General features: G+C 41.7%; 23 protein-coding genes and 1 rRNA gene. 1 reads left to right on the top strand and 23 read right to left on the bottom strand.

Annotation, left to right across the window (positions count from 1 at the left end):
• Nucleotides 1–328 (bottom strand): 16S ribosomal RNA (locus ACOI22_RS12040); the annotation flags it as partial.
• A gap of 514 nt (nucleotides 329–842) precedes the next feature.
• Here ACOI22_RS12040 and ACOI22_RS12045 point away from each other — a divergent pair.
• Nucleotides 843–1,652 (top strand): hypothetical protein, encoded by an 810-nt coding sequence (locus ACOI22_RS12045; RefSeq protein WP_420672366.1) that lies wholly within the window; start codon nucleotides 843–845, stop codon nucleotides 1,650–1,652.
• 134 nt (nucleotides 1,653–1,786) lie between these two features.
• Here the strand turns inward: ACOI22_RS12045 and rplQ are convergent, their stop codons facing one another.
• From rplQ to purT, 22 genes are all read right to left on the bottom strand, one after another.
• Nucleotides 1,787–2,188 carry a 50S ribosomal protein L17 gene (gene rplQ / locus ACOI22_RS12050; RefSeq protein ID WP_420672367.1) on the bottom strand — a complete coding sequence of 134 codons (402 nt, stop codon included), beginning with the start codon at nucleotides 2,186–2,188 and terminating at the stop codon, nucleotides 1,787–1,789.
• A gap of 40 nt (nucleotides 2,189–2,228) precedes the next feature.
• The gene (locus ACOI22_RS12055; RefSeq protein WP_420672974.1) at nucleotides 2,229–3,218 is read right to left on the bottom strand and encodes a DNA-directed RNA polymerase subunit alpha; all 990 of its coding nucleotides are present in this window, start codon (nucleotides 3,216–3,218) and stop codon (nucleotides 2,229–2,231) included.
• Between the two features lie 20 nt (nucleotides 3,219–3,238).
• Nucleotides 3,239–3,859 (bottom strand): 30S ribosomal protein S4, encoded by a 621-nt coding sequence (gene rpsD / locus ACOI22_RS12060; protein WP_420672368.1) that lies wholly within the window; start codon nucleotides 3,857–3,859, stop codon nucleotides 3,239–3,241.
• A 21-nt stretch (nucleotides 3,860–3,880) separates the two neighbouring features.
• Nucleotides 3,881–4,270, bottom strand: a complete 390-nt coding sequence (rpsK, locus tag ACOI22_RS12065) for a 30S ribosomal protein S11 (protein ID WP_311368849.1) — start codon at nucleotides 4,268–4,270, stop codon at nucleotides 3,881–3,883.
• A gap of 16 nt (nucleotides 4,271–4,286) precedes the next feature.
• Nucleotides 4,287–4,643 (bottom strand): 30S ribosomal protein S13, encoded by a 357-nt coding sequence (rpsM, locus tag ACOI22_RS12070; protein ID WP_420672369.1) that lies wholly within the window; start codon nucleotides 4,641–4,643, stop codon nucleotides 4,287–4,289.
• 155 nt (nucleotides 4,644–4,798) lie between these two features.
• Complete coding sequence (rpmJ, locus tag ACOI22_RS12075) at nucleotides 4,799–4,915, bottom strand: 50S ribosomal protein L36 (protein ID WP_420672370.1); 117 nt, start codon at nucleotides 4,913–4,915, stop codon at nucleotides 4,799–4,801.
• Between the two features lie 32 nt (nucleotides 4,916–4,947).
• Nucleotides 4,948–6,258 (bottom strand): preprotein translocase subunit SecY, encoded by a 1,311-nt coding sequence (gene secY, locus ACOI22_RS12080; RefSeq protein ID WP_420672371.1) that lies wholly within the window; start codon nucleotides 6,256–6,258, stop codon nucleotides 4,948–4,950.
• A gap of 5 nt (nucleotides 6,259–6,263) precedes the next feature.
• Nucleotides 6,264–6,698, bottom strand: a complete 435-nt coding sequence (rplO, locus tag ACOI22_RS12085) for a 50S ribosomal protein L15 (protein WP_420672372.1) — start codon at nucleotides 6,696–6,698, stop codon at nucleotides 6,264–6,266.
• A 3-nt stretch (nucleotides 6,699–6,701) separates the two neighbouring features.
• Nucleotides 6,702–6,884: a 50S ribosomal protein L30 gene (gene rpmD / locus ACOI22_RS12090; protein WP_420672373.1), complete on the bottom strand. Its 183-nt coding sequence runs from the start codon at nucleotides 6,882–6,884 to the stop codon at nucleotides 6,702–6,704.
• A gap of 6 nt (nucleotides 6,885–6,890) precedes the next feature.
• Nucleotides 6,891–7,394 (bottom strand): 30S ribosomal protein S5, encoded by a 504-nt coding sequence (gene rpsE, locus ACOI22_RS12095; RefSeq protein ID WP_420672374.1) that lies wholly within the window; start codon nucleotides 7,392–7,394, stop codon nucleotides 6,891–6,893.
• A 9-nt stretch (nucleotides 7,395–7,403) separates the two neighbouring features.
• Nucleotides 7,404–7,757: a 50S ribosomal protein L18 gene (gene rplR, locus ACOI22_RS12100; RefSeq protein ID WP_420672375.1), complete on the bottom strand. Its 354-nt coding sequence runs from the start codon at nucleotides 7,755–7,757 to the stop codon at nucleotides 7,404–7,406.
• A 9-nt stretch (nucleotides 7,758–7,766) separates the two neighbouring features.
• Nucleotides 7,767–8,300, bottom strand: a complete 534-nt coding sequence (gene rplF, locus ACOI22_RS12105; RefSeq protein WP_420672376.1) for a 50S ribosomal protein L6 — start codon at nucleotides 8,298–8,300, stop codon at nucleotides 7,767–7,769.
• A 13-nt stretch (nucleotides 8,301–8,313) separates the two neighbouring features.
• Nucleotides 8,314–8,706, bottom strand: coding sequence for a 30S ribosomal protein S8 (gene rpsH, locus ACOI22_RS12110; RefSeq protein WP_420672377.1), 393 nt, complete (start codon nucleotides 8,704–8,706; stop codon nucleotides 8,314–8,316).
• 12 nt (nucleotides 8,707–8,718) lie between these two features.
• Entirely contained in the window at nucleotides 8,719–9,024 is a 306-nt protein-coding gene (gene rpsN / locus ACOI22_RS12115; protein WP_420672378.1) for a 30S ribosomal protein S14, read from the bottom strand.
• A gap of 11 nt (nucleotides 9,025–9,035) precedes the next feature.
• Nucleotides 9,036–9,575 (bottom strand): 50S ribosomal protein L5, encoded by a 540-nt coding sequence (gene rplE / locus ACOI22_RS12120; protein ID WP_420672379.1) that lies wholly within the window; start codon nucleotides 9,573–9,575, stop codon nucleotides 9,036–9,038.
• 15 nt (nucleotides 9,576–9,590) lie between these two features.
• Entirely contained in the window at nucleotides 9,591–9,905 is a 315-nt protein-coding gene (rplX, locus tag ACOI22_RS12125; protein WP_420672380.1) for a 50S ribosomal protein L24, read from the bottom strand.
• Nucleotides 9,906–9,917: 12 nt separating this feature from the next.
• Nucleotides 9,918–10,286 carry a 50S ribosomal protein L14 gene (gene rplN, locus ACOI22_RS12130; RefSeq protein WP_008846203.1) on the bottom strand — a complete coding sequence of 123 codons (369 nt, stop codon included), beginning with the start codon at nucleotides 10,284–10,286 and terminating at the stop codon, nucleotides 9,918–9,920.
• Between the two features lie 357 nt (nucleotides 10,287–10,643).
• Nucleotides 10,644–12,170 (bottom strand): hypothetical protein, encoded by a 1,527-nt coding sequence (locus tag ACOI22_RS12135; RefSeq protein ID WP_420672381.1) that lies wholly within the window; start codon nucleotides 12,168–12,170, stop codon nucleotides 10,644–10,646.
• Between the two features lie 343 nt (nucleotides 12,171–12,513).
• Nucleotides 12,514–13,254, bottom strand: coding sequence for a 23S rRNA (guanosine(2251)-2'-O)-methyltransferase RlmB (gene rlmB / locus ACOI22_RS12140; RefSeq protein ID WP_420672382.1), 741 nt, complete (start codon nucleotides 13,252–13,254; stop codon nucleotides 12,514–12,516).
• Between the two features lie 25 nt (nucleotides 13,255–13,279).
• Nucleotides 13,280–15,667, bottom strand: coding sequence for a ribonuclease R (gene rnr / locus ACOI22_RS12145; protein ID WP_420672383.1), 2,388 nt, complete (start codon nucleotides 15,665–15,667; stop codon nucleotides 13,280–13,282).
• A 109-nt stretch (nucleotides 15,668–15,776) separates the two neighbouring features.
• Nucleotides 15,777–16,007 (bottom strand): DUF2798 domain-containing protein, encoded by a 231-nt coding sequence (locus ACOI22_RS12150; RefSeq protein ID WP_420672384.1) that lies wholly within the window; start codon nucleotides 16,005–16,007, stop codon nucleotides 15,777–15,779.
• Nucleotides 16,008–16,030: 23 nt separating this feature from the next.
• Entirely contained in the window at nucleotides 16,031–17,212 is a 1,182-nt protein-coding gene (purT, locus tag ACOI22_RS12155; RefSeq protein WP_420672385.1) for a formate-dependent phosphoribosylglycinamide formyltransferase, read from the bottom strand.
• Between the last annotated feature and the right edge of the window lie 36 nt (nucleotides 17,213–17,248).

Here is a 17,248-nt window from a genome sequence, read left to right on the forward strand (position 1 = left end):
TGGGCCGTGTCTCAGTCCCAGTGTGGCTGATCTTCCTCTCAGAACAGCTAGAGATCGTCGCCTTGGTGAGCCTTTACCTCACCAACTAGCTAATCTCGCTTGGGTTGCTCTTTGCGCGAGAGCCGAAGCCCCCTTTGGTCCGTAAACATTATGCGGTATTAGCTATCGTTTCCAATAGTTATCCCCCACGCAAAGGCACATCCCCAAGTATTACTCACCCGTCCGCCACTCGTCATCTTCTAGCAAGCTAGAAATGTTACCGTTCGACTTGCATGTGTTAGGCCTGCCGCCAGCGTTCAATCTGAGCCATGATCAAACTCTTCAATTGAATACTAATCGTGCTCTCAATCTCTTACGAGAAATCAAGCTAAATAAATTTTTGTCGTAGACACTCATAATGAGTACCTACACAGATTGTCTTGCTACTAATTGTTAAAGAACATTGCTAACCTGCGGTTAGCTGCTTTAGGCTACTGCCTGAAGCGGGATGCGAATAATACGCTGTTCACATCGTAAGTCAAGAAGTTTTTGATAAAAGTTGTAATTAATTTCTAAAACTAAACACAACATATATTTTGAACTTTTTCACGATACATTTCTCTAATTGAGGTTGTTACCATGAATTTCTTAACCCCTCTTTTCAGAGGAGGGCGCATTGTAAAGTTTAATACCGAAAGGTCAAGACAAATAAATACATTTTATTGTTATTTTTTTATAAAGCGCGTATGTTTATGTTTGAAGTTTATATAAACACTTAAATTTACCATTTATAGAAAACACGTTTAGGCCGATAACAAAAATATTAGTCTAATTAATCCTTAAGAGGATAAAGGCAAAACCATATGAAAATACAAAAACTTGTAGGTATTAGTATTGGCTTAACAGCCTTAATCTACGGGCAATCATTATTTGCAATTCAAAACACTGTAAATTTAGATGATAAACCTCCATTCACTCCAAGTGAACAAACGGTAAAATTCTTCAAGACACAAGTAGAAAGAGGTAGCAGTGTTCCTTCTGCGCTAAATAGTTTGTTAAATCGGTATCCGCAAAAAACAGCTGACTTTGTAGCCGTTGCATTAAGTGCGTACCCTGAAAAATATAAAGAAGTCATATCAACTAGTGTTTCAGCACAGCCCATGTTTGTTGATGAAATTATAATGGTTGCCTTGGAATACAAAGTAGCTAGTTCAGTAGAAATTGTTGAAATAGCAGTAAGCGCTGAACCTAGTTATGCTGGAATGGCTACAAGTGCTGCATGTAAATACAACCCAGAACAATTTATTGAGATTGTTAAAAGTGCCGTCACTGCAGAACCTGACTCAGCTGACCAAATCGCTCAGAAACTAGTAACTGCATACCCAACTAAAACCATGGAAATACTTATTACTACAATAAAGGAAGTCCCTTATGTAGGAAAATACGTTTTAGATGCTTTGTTAGCGACCGTTTCTGATGACCCAAGTAAGTCTGAAGACATGATTGTTATTACTGTAGAGCAGCTTGCGCAATATCCGGATGCAATGGATAGATTAGTACAGCTAGCGCAGCAACGTAATATTGCATCAGACAAAATTAGAGAAAGCGCTTTGAAAGGCGGCTTAAGTGAAGACGCTGTAGCGACAGTGCTTAGTGAACACTATAAAGACTAACTCTACAGGTAAAATAAAAAATACGTCTTATTTATAAGGCGTTTTTTTTTGCTTTAAATTTATTGAACAGCCCTTATCAAAAAGCAGGCATAAAAAAACCCGAGACTAAGCTCGGGTTTTTCAGTTTTTACCAATTACTCTTCTACAGTTTCAATTTCTTCAGCTGTTTCTTCAGTAACAGGGCGGCCAACTAATTCAACGTATGCCATTGGAGCATTGTCGCCAGCACGAAATCCACATTTAAGGATACGGCTGTAACCACCTGGACGTGCGTCGTAACGCGGACCAAGTTCATTGAATAATTTACCTACCACTTCTTTATCACCTGTACGTGCCATAGCTAGACGACGGTTTGCAACGCTGTCTTGCTTAGCTAGTGTGATTAATGGCTCTATAACTCGACGCAGTTCTTTCGCTTTTGGCAACGTAGTTTTAATAACTTCGTGTTTAACCAAAGAACTAGCCATGTTCTTAAACATAGCGGTTCTGTGGCTGCTGTTACGATTTAACTGTCTACCACTCTTACGATGGCGCATAGCTCTATCCTTCTTTACAAATCAGTTTGTGACAACCTGATTAATCTTTTTCAGCGATTGACTCTGGTGGCCAGTTCTCTAGGCGCATGCCCAAAGATAAACCACGAGAAGCAAGTACATCTTTAATTTCTGTAAGTGACTTCTTACCCAAGTTAGGGGTTTTAAGAAGTTCAACTTCAGTACGCTGTACCAGGTCACCAATATATTGGATAGCCTCGGCTTTCAAACAGTTAGCTGAACGAACCGTTAATTCTAAATCGTCAACTGGACGAAGTAGGATTGGATCAAATTCAGGCTTCTCTTCTTTTGCTTCCGGAACAGAAATGTCACGCAATTCTACGAATGCATCCATTTGTTCCACAAGAATAGTAGCCGAGCGACGAATGGCTTCTTCTGGATCTAAAGTTCCATTAGTTTCCATATCGATTATTAACTTATCTAAATCTGTGCGTTGTTCAACACGAGCAGACTCAACAGCATAAGAAATACGCTCTACTGGACTGAATGAAGCGTCAACTAATAAACGACCAATTGGTCGATCATCGTCTTCAGAGGTACGACGGGTAGATGCCGGAACGTATCCACGACCCATTTCTACCTTGATGCGCATACTTAATTCGGCTTCGCCGGTTAAAGTACAGATCACGTGCTCAGGATTAACGATTTCTACGTCGCCATCATGCTGGATGTCGCCGGCAAGAACTGGACCTGCACCAGACTTAACTAACGTTAAGGTAGCTTCGGTTTTGTTTTCTAAACTTACCGCTAAACCTTTAAGGTTAAGCAATATTTCTAGAACATCTTCTTGCACGCCTTCTTTAGCAGTGTACTCGTGTAACACGCCGTCAATCTCAACTTCTGTTACGGCACAACCCGGCATAGAAGATAATAAGATACGACGAAGTGCGTTGCCTAGAGTATGGCCAAAACCACGCTCTAACGGCTCTAGTGTTACTTTTGCACGAGTAGATGAAACGTTTTCAATTTCAACTAATCTTGGCTTTAGGAATTCGGTCACTGAACCCACAATGTATCCTCTTTAGTTAGTCTTTACTTAGAGTAAAGTTCGACAATCAACTGTTCGTTTATTTCCGCAGACAAATCAGTTCTTTCTGGAAGACGTTTAAACGTACCTTCCATTTTAGTGTTGTCAACTTCCAACCAGGTTGGCTTCTCGCGTTGTTCTGCTAATTCTAGTGCAGCTACAATACGAGCCTGTTTTTTCGCTTTTTCACGAACAGCAACCACATCTTCAGCTTTTACGTTGAAAGATGGAATGTTAACTACTTTACCGTTAACAACAATTGCTTTATGGCTTACAAGTTGACGCGCTTCAGCACGAGTACTTGCAAAACCCATACGGTAAACAACGTTATCAAGACGTTGTTCAAGAAGTTGCAACAAGTTTTCACCTGTATTGCCTTTAAGGCGAGCTGCTTCTTTGTAGTAGTTTCTAAATTGTTTTTCTAATACGCCATACATACGACGTACTTTTTGCTTTTCACGCAATTGAACACCGTAATCAGACAAACGGCCACGACGGGCACCATGCTGACCAGGAGCTGTTTCAATTTTACATTTTGTATCAATTGCTCTTACGCCGCTTTTAAGGAACAAGTCGGTTCCTTCACGACGACTAAGTTTGAGTTTGGGACCCAAATATCTTGCCATGATCTTTCTCCAACTGCTCGCTTATACGCGACGCTTTTTAGGTGGACGACAACCGTTGTGCGGTATAGGCGTCACGTCGGTAATGTTTGTGATTTTGTATCCAGTAGCATTTAATGCACGAATAGCAGATTCACGACCTGGACCTGGACCTTTAACGAACACTTCAATGTTCTTCAAGCCATAATCCTGTGCCGCTACGCCTGCTCTCTCTGCTGCAACCTGAGCTGCAAACGGAGTAGACTTACGTGAGCCACGGAAACCTGATCCACCAGAAGTAGCCCATGCTAGAGCGTTACCTTGACGGTCGGTAATAGTCACAATCGTATTGTTGAAAGATGCATGGATATGAGCCATACCATCAGCAACTTGACGTTTGGCGCGCTTACGCGCTTTAGTAGGTGTTTTAGCCATAACTTAACTGCCTCGCTTACTTTTTAATCGGTTTACGAGGACCTTTACGGGTACGCGCATTAGTTTTAGTGCGCTGACCACGTAGAGGTAAGCTGCGACGGTGGCGTATGCCACGGAAACAACCTAGGTCCATCAAACGTTTAATACTCATCGAAACTTCACGGCGAAGATCACCTTCAACCATAAATTTCGCAACTTCATCACGAAGTTTGTCGATTGTTGTCTCATCCAATTCTTTAATCTTGGTAGACTCTGACACACCTGCATTTACACAGATTTCTTTTGCACGGGTTGCCCCGATGCCATAAATGGCTTGCAATGCGATAACTGTATGCTTGTGCTCAGGAATGTTAATGCCAGCGATACGGGCCATTAACAGCACTCCTCTTAATTAGTGTTACTAGCCTAAAAAGCCCGATAGGATACTTACCCAGTAACAAAATTGCAAATAAAGGTTTTAGAGCTCGGGTGCTAGTACAGCTACCCGATATTAAAAACCATGTTCTAATCTCTTATTTCTAAGAGCGATTAACCTTGCCTTTGCTTATGCTTAGGCTCTGCTGAACAGATCACTCGAACAACACCGTTGCGCTTAATGATCTTACAGTTACGGCAAATCGTTTTAACGGATGCACGAACTTTCATAACATCACTCCGTAGTATGCTAAAAGAAGGGACTAGCCCTTCAGATTAGCCTTTTTAAGAACATCGCCATATTGATGTGACATCAAATGGGTCTGCACCTGAGCCATGAAATCCATAACCACTACACATATAATGAGCAGTGATGTACCACCAAAGTAAAACGGAACGTTAAACCATAATAGTAGGAATTCAGGCACTAAACAAACAAAGGTAATATAGAGAGCACCAGCTAGCGTTAACCTTGTCATCACCTTATCAATGTAACGTGATGTTTGTTCGCCAGGACGAATCCCAGGAACAAAAGCGCCAGATTTCTTCAAATTATCAGCTGTTTCGCGCGGATTAAATTGCAGTGCAGTATAGAAAAAGCAAAAGAATATAATCGTTACGGCGTAAAGCATTACGTATAAAGGTTGTCCAGGCGATAGCATCAGCGAGATATCAGTCAAAAATGAGAAAGTCTCATTTTGACCAACTAAGCCCGCTAATGTGCTTGGAAACAGAATAATACTTGATGCAAAGATAGGTGGAATAACACCCGCCATGTTTACCTTAAGAGGTAAATGTGAACTTTGCGCAGCAAATACTTTCCTGCCTTGTTGACGTTTTGCGTAGTTTACCACAATACGGCGCTGAGCGCGCTCAACAAATACTACCAAATACGTTAATCCAATAATAATGGCACCTAAAGCAAACAAGAAGAATATATTTACATCGCCTTGTCTGGCTTGTTCGGCTGTTTGCCCGATTGCTGTAGGTAAACCTGCAACAATACCAGCAAAAATCAGAATAGAAATACCATTACCAATTCCACGCTCGGTAATTTGTTCACCTAACCACATTAAAAACATGGTACCGGTGACCAAACTTACCACAGCTGTAAATGTGAAAGCTAAGCCAGGGTCAATCACTAAACCAGGGATCATGTTAGGTAAGCCAGTTGCAATTCCAATAGATTGGAAGGTTGCTAGTACTAGCGTTAAATAACGCGTGTACTGACTGATCTTACGCTGGCCAGACTGGCCTTCTTTTTTCAATTCCTTGAACGGCTCGTGTACAGCAGCCAACAATTGCATAATAATTGAAGCTGTAATGTAAGGCATAATGCCCAATGCTAGTACTGATGCACGTTCTAGTGCTCCACCAGAGAACATGTTAAACATGCCCACAATGGTTCCTGTTTGTTGTTCAAAAATTTGAGACAACACATTAGAATCAATACCTGGAATTGGCACATATGACCCAAGCCTAAACACAATGATTGCGCCAAGTACAAATAACAAGCGTGAACGTAATTCGCTCAAACCGCCACCTGCTCCTGGTCCCTGTCCTGGTTTCGCCATTTAGCTTATTCCTCTATTTTACCGCCAGCAGCGTTAATTGCTTCTAGTGCACCTTTGGTTACACGAAGGCCGCTAATAGTAACTGCACGGTCAATTGATCCGCTTAAAATTACTTTAACGTTTTGCATTTCTTTCTTAATAAGACCTGCTGCCTTTAAAGTTTCAAGTGATACTACATCACCTTCCACTTTAGCAATTTCGCTAAGAGTTACTTGGTCAGTCACAAAAGATGAACGCGACGTAAAACCGAACTTCGGTAAACGACGTTGAAGTGGCATTTGACCACCTTCAAATCCTGGCTTCACAGAACCGCCTGAACGACTCTTCTGACCTTTATGACCACGACCACCAGTTTTGCCTAAGCCTGAACCGATACCGCGACCAACACGTTTTCCTGAATTTTTAGCTCCAGGTGCAGGAGCAATAGTATTTAATTTCATTTCTTACTCCTCCACTATCTCAACCATGTAAAATACACGGTTGATCATGCCGCGAACGGCTGGTGTATCTTCAAGTTCACGAACATGACCGATTTTACGTAAACCTAAGCCTATAAGCGTTGCTTTGTGCTTTGGTAAACGACCAATCGAGCTTTTAGTCTGCTTTACTTTAATTGTTTTAGCCATGTCCAATTACCCCAAAATCTCGTTAACCGGCAATCCACGTTTAGCAGCAACTTTCTCCGGAGAGTTCATTTCTACTAGCGCGTTTATAGTTGCGCGAACAACATTGATTGGGTTGGTTGAGCCATAGCATTTTGAAAGAACGTTTTGTACACCAGCTACTTCAAGTACTGCACGCATCGCACCACCAGCAATAATACCGGTACCTTCTGATGCAGGCTGCATATATACTTTAGAACCTGAATGACGCCCTTTAATTGGGTGCTGTAGCGTATTACCGTTAAGGTCTACGTTAACTAGGTTGCGACGAGCTTTTTCCATTGCTTTTTGAATCGCAGCTGGAACTTCGCGCGCTTTACCATAGCCAAAACCTACACGGCCGTTGCCATCACCTACCACTGTTAATGCAGTAAAGCTAAAGATACGACCACCTTTAACTACTTTAGAAACACGGTTTACAGCGATTAGCTTTTCTAACAGGTCGCCCTGTTGTTGAACTTCTACTTTAGCCATTTTAAACTCCTAGAACTGAAGGCCCGCTTCACGAGCGGCATCAGCCAGTGCTTTCACACGACCGTGATATTTAAATCCACTTCTATCGAAAGCAACGGTGGTTACACCTTTTTCGATAGCACGTTCTGCGATCGCTTTACCAACTGCCGCGGCTGCTTCAACGTTACCTGAATATTTCAAAGAACCGTTAAGGTCTTTTTCAAGCGTTGATGCAGAAGCCAATACTTCAGAACCGCTTGGAGCGATTAACTGTGCGTATATGTGGCGCGGTGTACGGTTTACTACTAAGCGAGTTGCTTCTAGTTCACTGATCTTCTTACGAACGCGCGTTGCGCGACGTAAGCGAGCTGATTTCTTATCCATTACACCCACCTACTTTTTCTTAGCTTCTTTACGACGAACAGCTTCATCAGCGTAACGAACACCCTTACCTTTATAAGGCTCTGGCGGACGATATGCGCGAATATTTGCTGCAACCTGTCCTACAACCTGTTTATCAGAGCCAGTGACAATGATTTCAGTTTGAGTAGGAGTCTGTACGGTTATGCCTGCAGGCATTTCGTATACGACAGGGTGAGAAAAGCCCAACGTAAGGTTAAGTTTGCTACCTTGTGCTTGCGCACGGTAACCAACACCTAGTAGTTGTAGTTTCTTTTCAAAACCTTCACTAACACCTTTAACCATTGAGTTTAACAATGAGTTAGCTGTTCCCGCCTGAGCCCAACCATTAGCTGCACCTTCTTTCGGAGATGTAGTTAATGTGCCGTCTTCTTGTGCGATTGCAACTGCGTCGTTGAAAACACGAGTCAAAGTGCCGTTTTTACCTTTTACTGTAACTTCTTGTCCGGCAATAGATACTTCTACGCCTGATGCAATGGTTACAGCTGATTTTGCTATACGTGACATATTATATTCTCCGTTATGCTACATAACCGATGATCTCACCACCCATGCCTGCGTTACGCGCAGCACGGTCAGTCATCACACCTTTAGAGGTCGACACGATAGCAATACCAAGTCCGCCAAGTACCTTAGGTAACTCATCTTTTTTCTTATAGATGCGTAAACCAGGACGGCTAACTCTTTCGATTGTATCAATTACTTTTTTACCGTCGAAATATTTCAAAGTTACAGAAAGAACAGGTTTTGTGCCTTCTTCAACTGAGAAACCTTCTACATAACCTTCCGCTTGAAGTAAGTTTGCAATTGCAACTCTTAACTTAGACGAAGGCATAGAAACCGTAACTTTAGAAGCCTGTTGGCCGTTACGAATTCGGGTAAACATATCCGCGATAGGATCTTGCATGCTCATATGTGCTACTCCTTACCAGCTGGCTTTTTTAAGGCCAGGGACTTCACCACGCATTGCAGCTTCACGAAGCTTAATACGAGAAAGACCAAATTTGCGTAGGAAACCATGTGGACGGCCCGTTACACGACAGCGATTTTGCTTACGTGAACGTGACGAATCACGTGGAAGTTGTTGTAGCTTAAGAACAGCGTCCCAACGCTCTTCTTCAGAAGCATTAACATCACTGATGATTGCTTTTAATGCATCACGCTTTGCTGAATACTTCTTAACCAGCTTGGCACGTTTTACTTCGCGCGCCTTCATTGATTCTTTTGCCATAACCCTACACCCTATTTTCTAAACGGGAAGCTAAACGCGCTCAAAAGAGCATGTGCTTCGTCGTTAGTTTCAGCACTGGTAGTGATAGTAATATCCATACCGCGCACTTTATCCACTTTATCGAAATCGATTTCAGGGAAGATGATTTGCTCACGTACACCCATGCTATAGTTGCCTTTACCGTCAAATGATTTCGGGTTAAGACCACGGAAGTCACGGATACGAGGAATTGTAATTGAGATTAAACGCTCAAGGAATTCCCACATACGTTCGCCACGTAGGGTTACTTTACAGCCAATCGGATAACCTTCACGGATTTTAAAACCCGCTACTGATTTTCTAGCAACAGTGACAACTGGCTTTTGACCAGCGATAGCCGCCATGTCAGCTTGCGCTGACTCTAGCACTTTCTTGTCTGCTACTGCTTCACCTAAACCCATGTTTAAGGTGATTTTTTCAATCCGAGGGACTTGCATGACACTTTTGTATCCGAACTGCTTCGCAAGATCGGCTACTACGGTCTCTTTATAGAACTCATGCAGTTTCGCCATCGTACTCTCCAATAGTTAAACTAGGTCGCCGTTAGACTTAAAGAAACGTACTTTCTTTTCGTCTTCAACGCGGAAACCTACGCGATCTGCTTTACCCGTTGCTGGGTTAACAATCGCTATATTTGAAACATGAATAGAAGCTTCTTTATCAATGATGCCACCAGGCTCGCCCGCTTGAGGGTTTGGCTTTTGGTGTTTCTTGATAATATTTACGCCTTCTACATATACACGGTCTTCAGATGAAAGAACACGCAAAACTTTGCCTTGCTTGCCTTTGTCTTTACCCGCTAATACGACTACTTCATCATCACGACGAATTTTTCTAGCCATTATCGTGACTCCTTATAGTACTTCTGGGGCCAATGAGATAATCTTCATGAATGAATCACCACGAAGTTCTCTTGTCACCGGGCCAAAAATACGCGTGCCTATAGGTTGCTTGTTTGCATTAAGCAAAACAGCTGCGTTGTTATCAAAACGAATGGTTGAACCATCTGCTCTGCGAACGCCTTTCCTAGTACGCACCACCACTGCATTCAAAACGTCACCTTTTTTAACTTTACCGCGAGGAATTGCTTCTTTCACAGTAACTTTAATGATGTCGCCTATGTGTGCATAACGGCGATGCGAGCCACCTAGAACCTTAATACACTGAACCCTGCGAGCGCCCGAGTTATCGGCTACGTCCAGGTTAGTTTGCATTTGGATCATGTTAGTGCTCCGCTGTTAAATATTAATAACTCTTCCGAGTCGCTAAGCTGCTATTTTCTCAAGGCTTTTTATTTTAGCCGCTGAAAAAATAGACCATACCCCCACAAAAAGGGCGCGAAACTATAACAGAAAAGTAAGCTTAAGCATAGTCTAATTTAGATAAAAATTGATTATTTGTTGTGCAACACACTTTTCATCTTAAAAGCGTTATACGCGCGATGGCGTCTAATACGCGCAGGTATCTGTAAATCAATATAAATAGGGGATTCTAATTTATTACAGAGGAATAATTACACGAATAAAAAAGGGCAAGTTTACACCTGCCCCATTACTACTTTCTTTTCTGTTAGCTAACGATTATTCGTCATCTGTACCTGAAATTTGGTCTACAGAGCGTAAAGCGTATCCACTACTATTCACGTCAGAATGTTCAAGTATCAAAAACTGATCCGTACTGTCTTCATCCAATGTTAAGCTTAGCTCATCAAGAATAATCTCGTTGTTATCGATAGAGGCAACTACAAATACTTGGTAAGTATTGTTAAGTAAAATTAAACTAGACGCGTTTCCTTGGATCACATTTCTTGAGTTTTCAGCCGTCTCAATTATTTCGTCAGACTTAACAAAATAGAAGCTGACCACAGAGAAGTCATCGGAATTTACAAGGTTTAACAATAACAGTTCTTTGTCATACAAACGTGAACGATCACTGTTATCAACAACTAAGCTGGTAATGACAGGTCTAATCTCGTCTACAATACCGTCTTCGTCTTCATCAACAATACCGTCGTTGTCATCATCCACTTCTTCTTCTGTCCAGTAAAGGAATAAAGTTCTGTTGGTGTTTTGCGGCAAACTTAAGATTCTATTTTCTAAAAATATCTCATCGTTTGTATCATTTGCAACGCTGAAACGATAATCACCGCTATCTACCACATACGCTTCACTAAACGCTCCGTACTCTAAAGCGTCAATGTCAGGAATTGCCGTTACACCGTTTATAGTAATATCAATTTTTGCATCATAATCGGCCACTAAATCGTTGCTATTTAAGCCATTAAATATAGATACGTTCGCGGTTGATTCCAGTGCGTCATACTGCGTAATACTGCTATTTGAAATATTATCAACAACAAACGGAGAGCCGCCCACGCCTTGGTTTTCTCTAACGGCTAATAGATATTGACCTCCGAACGCGTAATTGATTTCATCCGAGGTAAACAATACTTCACTACTACCTGATAATGTAATGTAGATTTTATATTGGTCTTCATCAATTCTGAAGTTATCAGACAAACTATTCGTTTGTAAGCTATCTAGCAGTGTCGCTTCATTAAAGGTTTCATCACTTTCTGACATATATACATCAATGTCATTGATTGTAGGATGCAGGTTCACTAAACGTAAGTTGAAAATATCATCTTCACTATCTTCATCTTGTTGGTCTTCATCAAAGTTTGGAATGTCAAAAATGGTAACCGTTGGCGATTGAACTGAGTCACTCATTACTACCCAGTGAGTCACGTCTGACTCTACTTTGAACTGATCTTCATATACTATTTCTAAATCGCTGCGTACGCTTGATTCTTCGTCTTGCCATGCTAGCTCTATAAAGTAGTCTTGTGATTCCACCGATATACGACTACTTGCATTAGCATAAGCAATAGCAGAAAAAGTTTGCTCAAATTCATCATCGTCATCATTATCTAAATCTTCATCTAGCGTCATGTAAATGCTTGGTGAATCGTAAGATGCGTTGTAGAACTTTACGTAACCAACATCATCATCATCACTGCCGCTTCCGCCACAACCAGCAAGCACAGCTACACTCATCGCGATAAGGCTTAATTTGCTAAAGGCTTGCTTTTTTATTACTTCAACCACTTGTTTCTCCCAGTAAACACATTTTTCTCGTTCTTTTGAAGGCCAAACGAAAAGCCACTTGTTAGGCGTATTATGTAAGTAAGATTAAACATTCGTTCACGGTCTTTACATTGCTTTACAAAGCTTTACATAATCCTTGCAGTACCTTTGCTGATCTTTACCTAAATAAGGAGAAACAGTGCAATTTACGCTAATTTATACACCATATATTCACATTTGTGCATGTAGTATTCGCGTTAGTAGTTGGCTTACATGCTTGTTAACAGGCACAAAAAAAGGCCATTATTAAATGGCCTTTTTTATTCTATCGTTAGTTTACTACTTGCGGTCTTTTGAAGTGTTATTATTGGCTTCGCTGCCTTACAACATCAAATAAGCAAATGCCACTGGCAACTGATACATTCAAACTTGATACCGCCCCCGCCATTGGGAGTTTAACGAGTTCATCGCAGGTTTCCCGCGTCAAACGCCTCATGCCTTTGCCTTCGGCTCCCATAACTATCGCAACATTGCCTTTAAGGTCGCATTCGTAGATTAACTGTTCTGCTTCACCAGCGGTTCCTACCACCCACACACCTTCTTGCTGAATGTGCTTCAGTGTGCGTGATAAGTTTGTGACTTGAATCAAAGGTACCGTTTCAGCTGCACCCACAGCTACTTTTCGAACTACTGGGGTTAAGCCAGCTGAGTTGTCTTTGGGTACAATTACCGCATGCACACCCGCGGCGTCGGCATTGCGCAAGCAAGCACCTAAGTTATGTGGATCGGTTACACCGTCGAGTACCAAAAAGAACGGATGTTTTTGCTTAGCGAGAATCAAATCTAAATCAGCTTCATCAAGCACACGAGCTGGCTTGGCTCTGGCGATTATTCCTTGATTTTGTTCACCTTTGCTTTTTTCATCAAGGGTTTTTCGCAGCACGAACTGCACTGCAATATTATGTTTACGTGCCGCACTTACCAAGCTGTTCATGCGCTCGTCGTTACGGCCTTTAGCCACCATTATCTCTAATATTCGCTCAGGCTCATTATCAAGAGCCGAAGCAATTGAGTGAATGCCGTAAATAAATTCTGCTTGTGCCATATTTCTCAGCTTGTCCTATTGGCGCTTACTTGCCGCGCCGGGGTTTATTTCTTGAAGATTTTGTACGCTTAGACCCAGGTCCCGATTTACGTTTGCCTGTGTTTTGAGCATCTTTATTTTCTTTGGTTTGGGCTCGAGCACCACCTTTAGCTTTTCCATCTGATTTACCAGCGGCGCGTTGAGCAGGCCCATTCGATTTTTTAGATCGAGGCTTTTTACGGCTAGCTCTGTTCATTTGCTCTTGACCATCTATCATTAGATCAATTTTTCTATCGTCTAAATTCACCGCAACAACTTTAATATTGACTGGGTCACCTAGGCGATAACTTACACCAGATGCTTCACCTACTAAACATTGCTTGAGTTCATCATACCGATAATAGTCATTTCCTAACGAGGTTATGTGGACAAGGCCGTCAATTTGATATTCATTAATACGCACGAACAAGCCAAAATTAGTTACCGAAGCCACTACGCCCTCAAACACATCGCCTACGTGGTCTTGCATAAATTCACATTTAAGCCAATCTGACACATCACGAGTTGCGTCATCTGCGCGCCTTTCCGCCATGGAACATTGTTCACCAAGCTGCTCTATTTCCTGCTCACTGTAAAACTTAGCGCCTTTACAAATTTTTTGCCGCATCTGTTTATTGATTATCGCTTTGATAACACGATGTACCACTAAATCAGGATAACGCCTAATAGGAGAGGTAAAATGTGCATAAGCCTCAAGGGCCAGGCCGAAATGTCCAACATTAGCACCATCATAAACGGCTTGCTTCATAGACCGTAACAGCATTGTTTGAATCAGTTCTTTATCAACGCGATTTTGAATTTTGCTTGCTACCTGCGCAAAATCTTGTGGGCTAGGTGTATTAGACGCAGTAAATGGAATACCAACCTCTGATAAATACGACCTAAAGGTTAACAAGCGATCTTCATCAGGCTTATCATGCACCCTGAATAAAGCTTCAGCATCGTTTCCTTCAATATACTGAGCTGCACAAACGTTGGCCATGATCATGCATTCTTCAATGAGTTTATGCGCATCATTTCTGACCAAAGGTACAATATGTTCTATTTTACGCTGCGCGTTAAAAACAAAACGTGTTTCTTGAGATTCAAATTCAATAGCACCTCTGTTTTGACGCGCCTTTTTTAACACCTTGTACAGATCATATAGGTGGTTTAAATCATCAACTCTAGATTGATACCTTTCGATATGGGCTTCATCACCACTTAATATTTGCCAAACTTTGCTGTAAGTGAAGCGGGCATGAGAACGCATTACCGCCTCATAAAACTGATATTCATCAAGCTTGCCCTGCTTATCAATGGTCATTTCACATACCATACATAAGCGGTCAACATCAGGATTGAGTGAGCATAATCCGTTCGAAAGCGCTTCCGGTAGCATGGGGATCACTTGTTCTGGAAAGTACACCGATGTTGCTCTATTTTGTGCTTCAGCATCTAAAGCCGTGCCTAATTTAACATAAGAGCTTACATCAGCAATGGCTACCCACAATCGCCACCCGCCATTTTCCTCAGGCTGGCAATAAACGGCATCATCAAAATCTCGAGCATCTTCGCCATCAATCGTAACAAGGGGGAGCTGGCGTAAATCTACGCGTCCATTACTCGCCTCTTCTGGCACAGTCTCACTTAATGATGATAAACCTTTAGTAACGGATTGAGGCCATACATGAGGAATATCAAAATTGCGCAAGGCAGTTTCAATTTCCATCCCTGGTGCCATATGTTCGCCAAGTACTTCGGTAATTTTACCAATTGGATTCACTTTTCTTCGTGGACGCTGAGTAATCTCAACCACAACCACGTTGCCTTGACGAGCACCATTAACGTACTCTTTGGGAATTAAAATTTCATGGCAGATTCTATTGTCATCAGGAATAACTAAACTATTCCCCTGCTCTGAGAAAAAGCGGCCTACTATGGCGTCTTTACGGGGTTCTAGCACACGGTTTACTCTAAACTCGGTGCGCCCTTTGCGATCAGTTTGTCCTAAGGTTCCTTCAACAATATCATCGTGGATTAAAGTCGACATTTGACCAATAGTAATAAAGAGATCTTTTTCAGTTGGCGAATGTTTCAAGAAACCGAATCCATCCCGATGACCAATTACGCGCCCCTGAATCAATTCATCTTGTTTTTGAATTTCGTACTTTTTGTCTCGATTAAATAAGAGTTGGCCTTCACGTTCCATTGCTCTTAATCGGCGTTGAATGCCTATTCGGGCATCTTCATCTGTGGCATCAAGAATATGGCAAAACTCTATAAAAGAGAGCGCTTTTCCTTGTTCAGACAATATAGAGAGAAGATATTCGCGGCTTGCGACTGGATTTTCGTATTTGTTTTGTTCACGCTCAAAATGCGGGTCGTTACTCATATTAGTAACATAGTCTTTTTTTCATTTTCATAATCACTAGTATAAATGAATAAGAGCAACATAACACCCATTTGAATGAAAATTAATCTAATACAGTGTGTCGCTTTAATTAAGCTTTTACCTTTATAAGCATATTTACTAACTTGTGCACAAAAGGAGCGACTACAAAAATAATGGGAAAAGCGAAGGTAAATGCTACGCACCATGCCTTCAACCAAATAAAAAACAAGTCACTCACCATCCCAATGTTAAAAATAGTAATTAGTAGTGACATTATCCCTGACATGAACATACTCATGAATAAAGCGAAAACAACAGGACGATATTTCTCATCTATCATATTAAAAGCCTTGTGAAGATTAACTATAATTCAGTTTGTAAACTGGCTGCCATATATAAACCTTTTTCCATCGCGACTTCTAATGAGTCGTCACAAGCTAGGGCAACACCCATTCGCCGTTTTCCTTTTACTTCTGGTTTACCAAATAATCGTAAATCAGTGTTTGGTAAGCTCAATACTTCGTGTAAATTTTTGAAGCGTATATCGTTTGATTCACCTTCGACTAAAAGTGCAACTGATACGGATGGTAAGCGAAAACTTATAGCCGGAATAGGTAAGCCAAGAAAAGCTCTTACGTGTAAAGCAAACTCTGATAAATCTTGAGACATAAGCGTTACCATGCCCGTATCGTGCGGCCTAGGTGAAACTTCACTAAAGATCACATCGTCGCCTTTGATAAATAGCTCAACGCCAAAAAGACCAAAACCACCTAGTTCGTTAACGACTTTTTCTGCAATGTTTTGAGCGCGATGTAGTGCCAATCCAGACATTACTTGTGGCTGCCATGATTCCTGATAATCACCATTTTCTTGACGGTGCCCTATAGGTTCGCAGAAACTTATCCCGCCGCAATGTTGAACCGTCAATAAGGTAATTTCATAATCAAAGTCTACAAAACCTTCAACAATAACTTTACCTCCACCGGCACGGCCGCCCTCTTGCGCATAATTCCAAGCATTATTTAGATCAGTTGAACTTTTTACTAAGCTCTGCCCCTTACCAGAGGAACTCATGATAGGTTTGACCAAACAAGGATAAGCAATTTCCTCAACGGCTTGTTCAAATTCTTGCTTGGTTTGCGCGAATGCGTAAGAAGATGTGGGTAATGCTAATTTTTCAGCGACTAAGCGACGAATTCCCTCGCGGTTCATAGTTAAATGTGCCGCTCGTGCACTAGGAACAACCGTAAAACCCTCGGTCTCTAGTTCAATCAGACAATCTGTAGCAATAGCCTCTATTTCAGGCACAATAAAATTGGGTTTTTCTTTTACAGCGAGCTCACGCAGTGCATCTGCATCAAGCATCGAAATTACATAACTGCGATCTGCAATTTGCATTGCAGGTGCATTTTCGTAGCGGTCTAAGGCTATTACTTCACAACCTAAACGCTTGAGTTCAATGGCAACCTCTTTGCCTAATTCACCAGAACCAAGCAACATAACTTTGCATGCACCTGAAGAAAACGGAGTACCTAATTGAGACACAGCTGAGCTTCCTGTTTTGTTACGAAAGCCCACAGT

Origin of the sequence: Glaciecola sp. 2405UD65-10, from assembly GCF_048820975.1 — a bacterium.
Taxonomy (GTDB): domain Bacteria; phylum Pseudomonadota; class Gammaproteobacteria; order Enterobacterales; family Alteromonadaceae; genus Glaciecola.

Coding starts and splice junctions, on each gene's coding strand:
- ACOI22_RS12045 (WP_420672366.1), top strand. CDS start 843: ATGAAAATACAAAAACTTGTAGGTATTAGTATTGGCTTAACAGCCTTA.
- rplQ (WP_420672367.1), bottom strand. CDS start 2,188: ATGCGCCATCGTAAGAGTGGTAGACAGTTAAATCGTAACAGCAGCCAC.
- rpsD (WP_420672368.1), bottom strand. CDS start 3,859: ATGGCAAGATATTTGGGTCCCAAACTCAAACTTAGTCGTCGTGAAGGA.
- rpsK (WP_311368849.1), bottom strand. CDS start 4,270: ATGGCTAAAACACCTACTAAAGCGCGTAAGCGCGCCAAACGTCAAGTT.
- rpsM (WP_420672369.1), bottom strand. CDS start 4,643: ATGGCCCGTATCGCTGGCATTAACATTCCTGAGCACAAGCATACAGTT.
- rpmJ (WP_420672370.1), bottom strand. CDS start 4,915: ATGAAAGTTCGTGCATCCGTTAAAACGATTTGCCGTAACTGTAAGATC.
- secY (WP_420672371.1), bottom strand. CDS start 6,258: ATGGCGAAACCAGGACAGGGACCAGGAGCAGGTGGCGGTTTGAGCGAA.
- rplO (WP_420672372.1), bottom strand. CDS start 6,698: ATGAAATTAAATACTATTGCTCCTGCACCTGGAGCTAAAAATTCAGGA.
- rpmD (WP_420672373.1), bottom strand. CDS start 6,884: ATGGCTAAAACAATTAAAGTAAAGCAGACTAAAAGCTCGATTGGTCGT.
- rpsE (WP_420672374.1), bottom strand. CDS start 7,394: ATGGCTAAAGTAGAAGTTCAACAACAGGGCGACCTGTTAGAAAAGCTA.
- rplR (WP_420672375.1), bottom strand. CDS start 7,757: ATGGATAAGAAATCAGCTCGCTTACGTCGCGCAACGCGCGTTCGTAAG.
- rplF (WP_420672376.1), bottom strand. CDS start 8,300: ATGTCACGTATAGCAAAATCAGCTGTAACCATTGCATCAGGCGTAGAA.
- rpsH (WP_420672377.1), bottom strand. CDS start 8,706: ATGAGCATGCAAGATCCTATCGCGGATATGTTTACCCGAATTCGTAAC.
- rpsN (WP_420672378.1), bottom strand. CDS start 9,024: ATGGCAAAAGAATCAATGAAGGCGCGCGAAGTAAAACGTGCCAAGCTG.
- rplE (WP_420672379.1), bottom strand. CDS start 9,575: ATGGCGAAACTGCATGAGTTCTATAAAGAGACCGTAGTAGCCGATCTT.
- rplX (WP_420672380.1), bottom strand. CDS start 9,905: ATGGCTAGAAAAATTCGTCGTGATGATGAAGTAGTCGTATTAGCGGGT.
- rplN (WP_008846203.1), bottom strand. CDS start 10,286: ATGATCCAAATGCAAACTAACCTGGACGTAGCCGATAACTCGGGCGCT.
- rlmB (WP_420672382.1), bottom strand. CDS start 13,254: ATGGCACAAGCAGAATTTATTTACGGCATTCACTCAATTGCTTCGGCT.
- rnr (WP_420672383.1), bottom strand. CDS start 15,667: ATGAGTAACGACCCGCATTTTGAGCGTGAACAAAACAAATACGAAAAT.
- ACOI22_RS12150 (WP_420672384.1), bottom strand. CDS start 16,007: ATGATAGATGAGAAATATCGTCCTGTTGTTTTCGCTTTATTCATGAGT.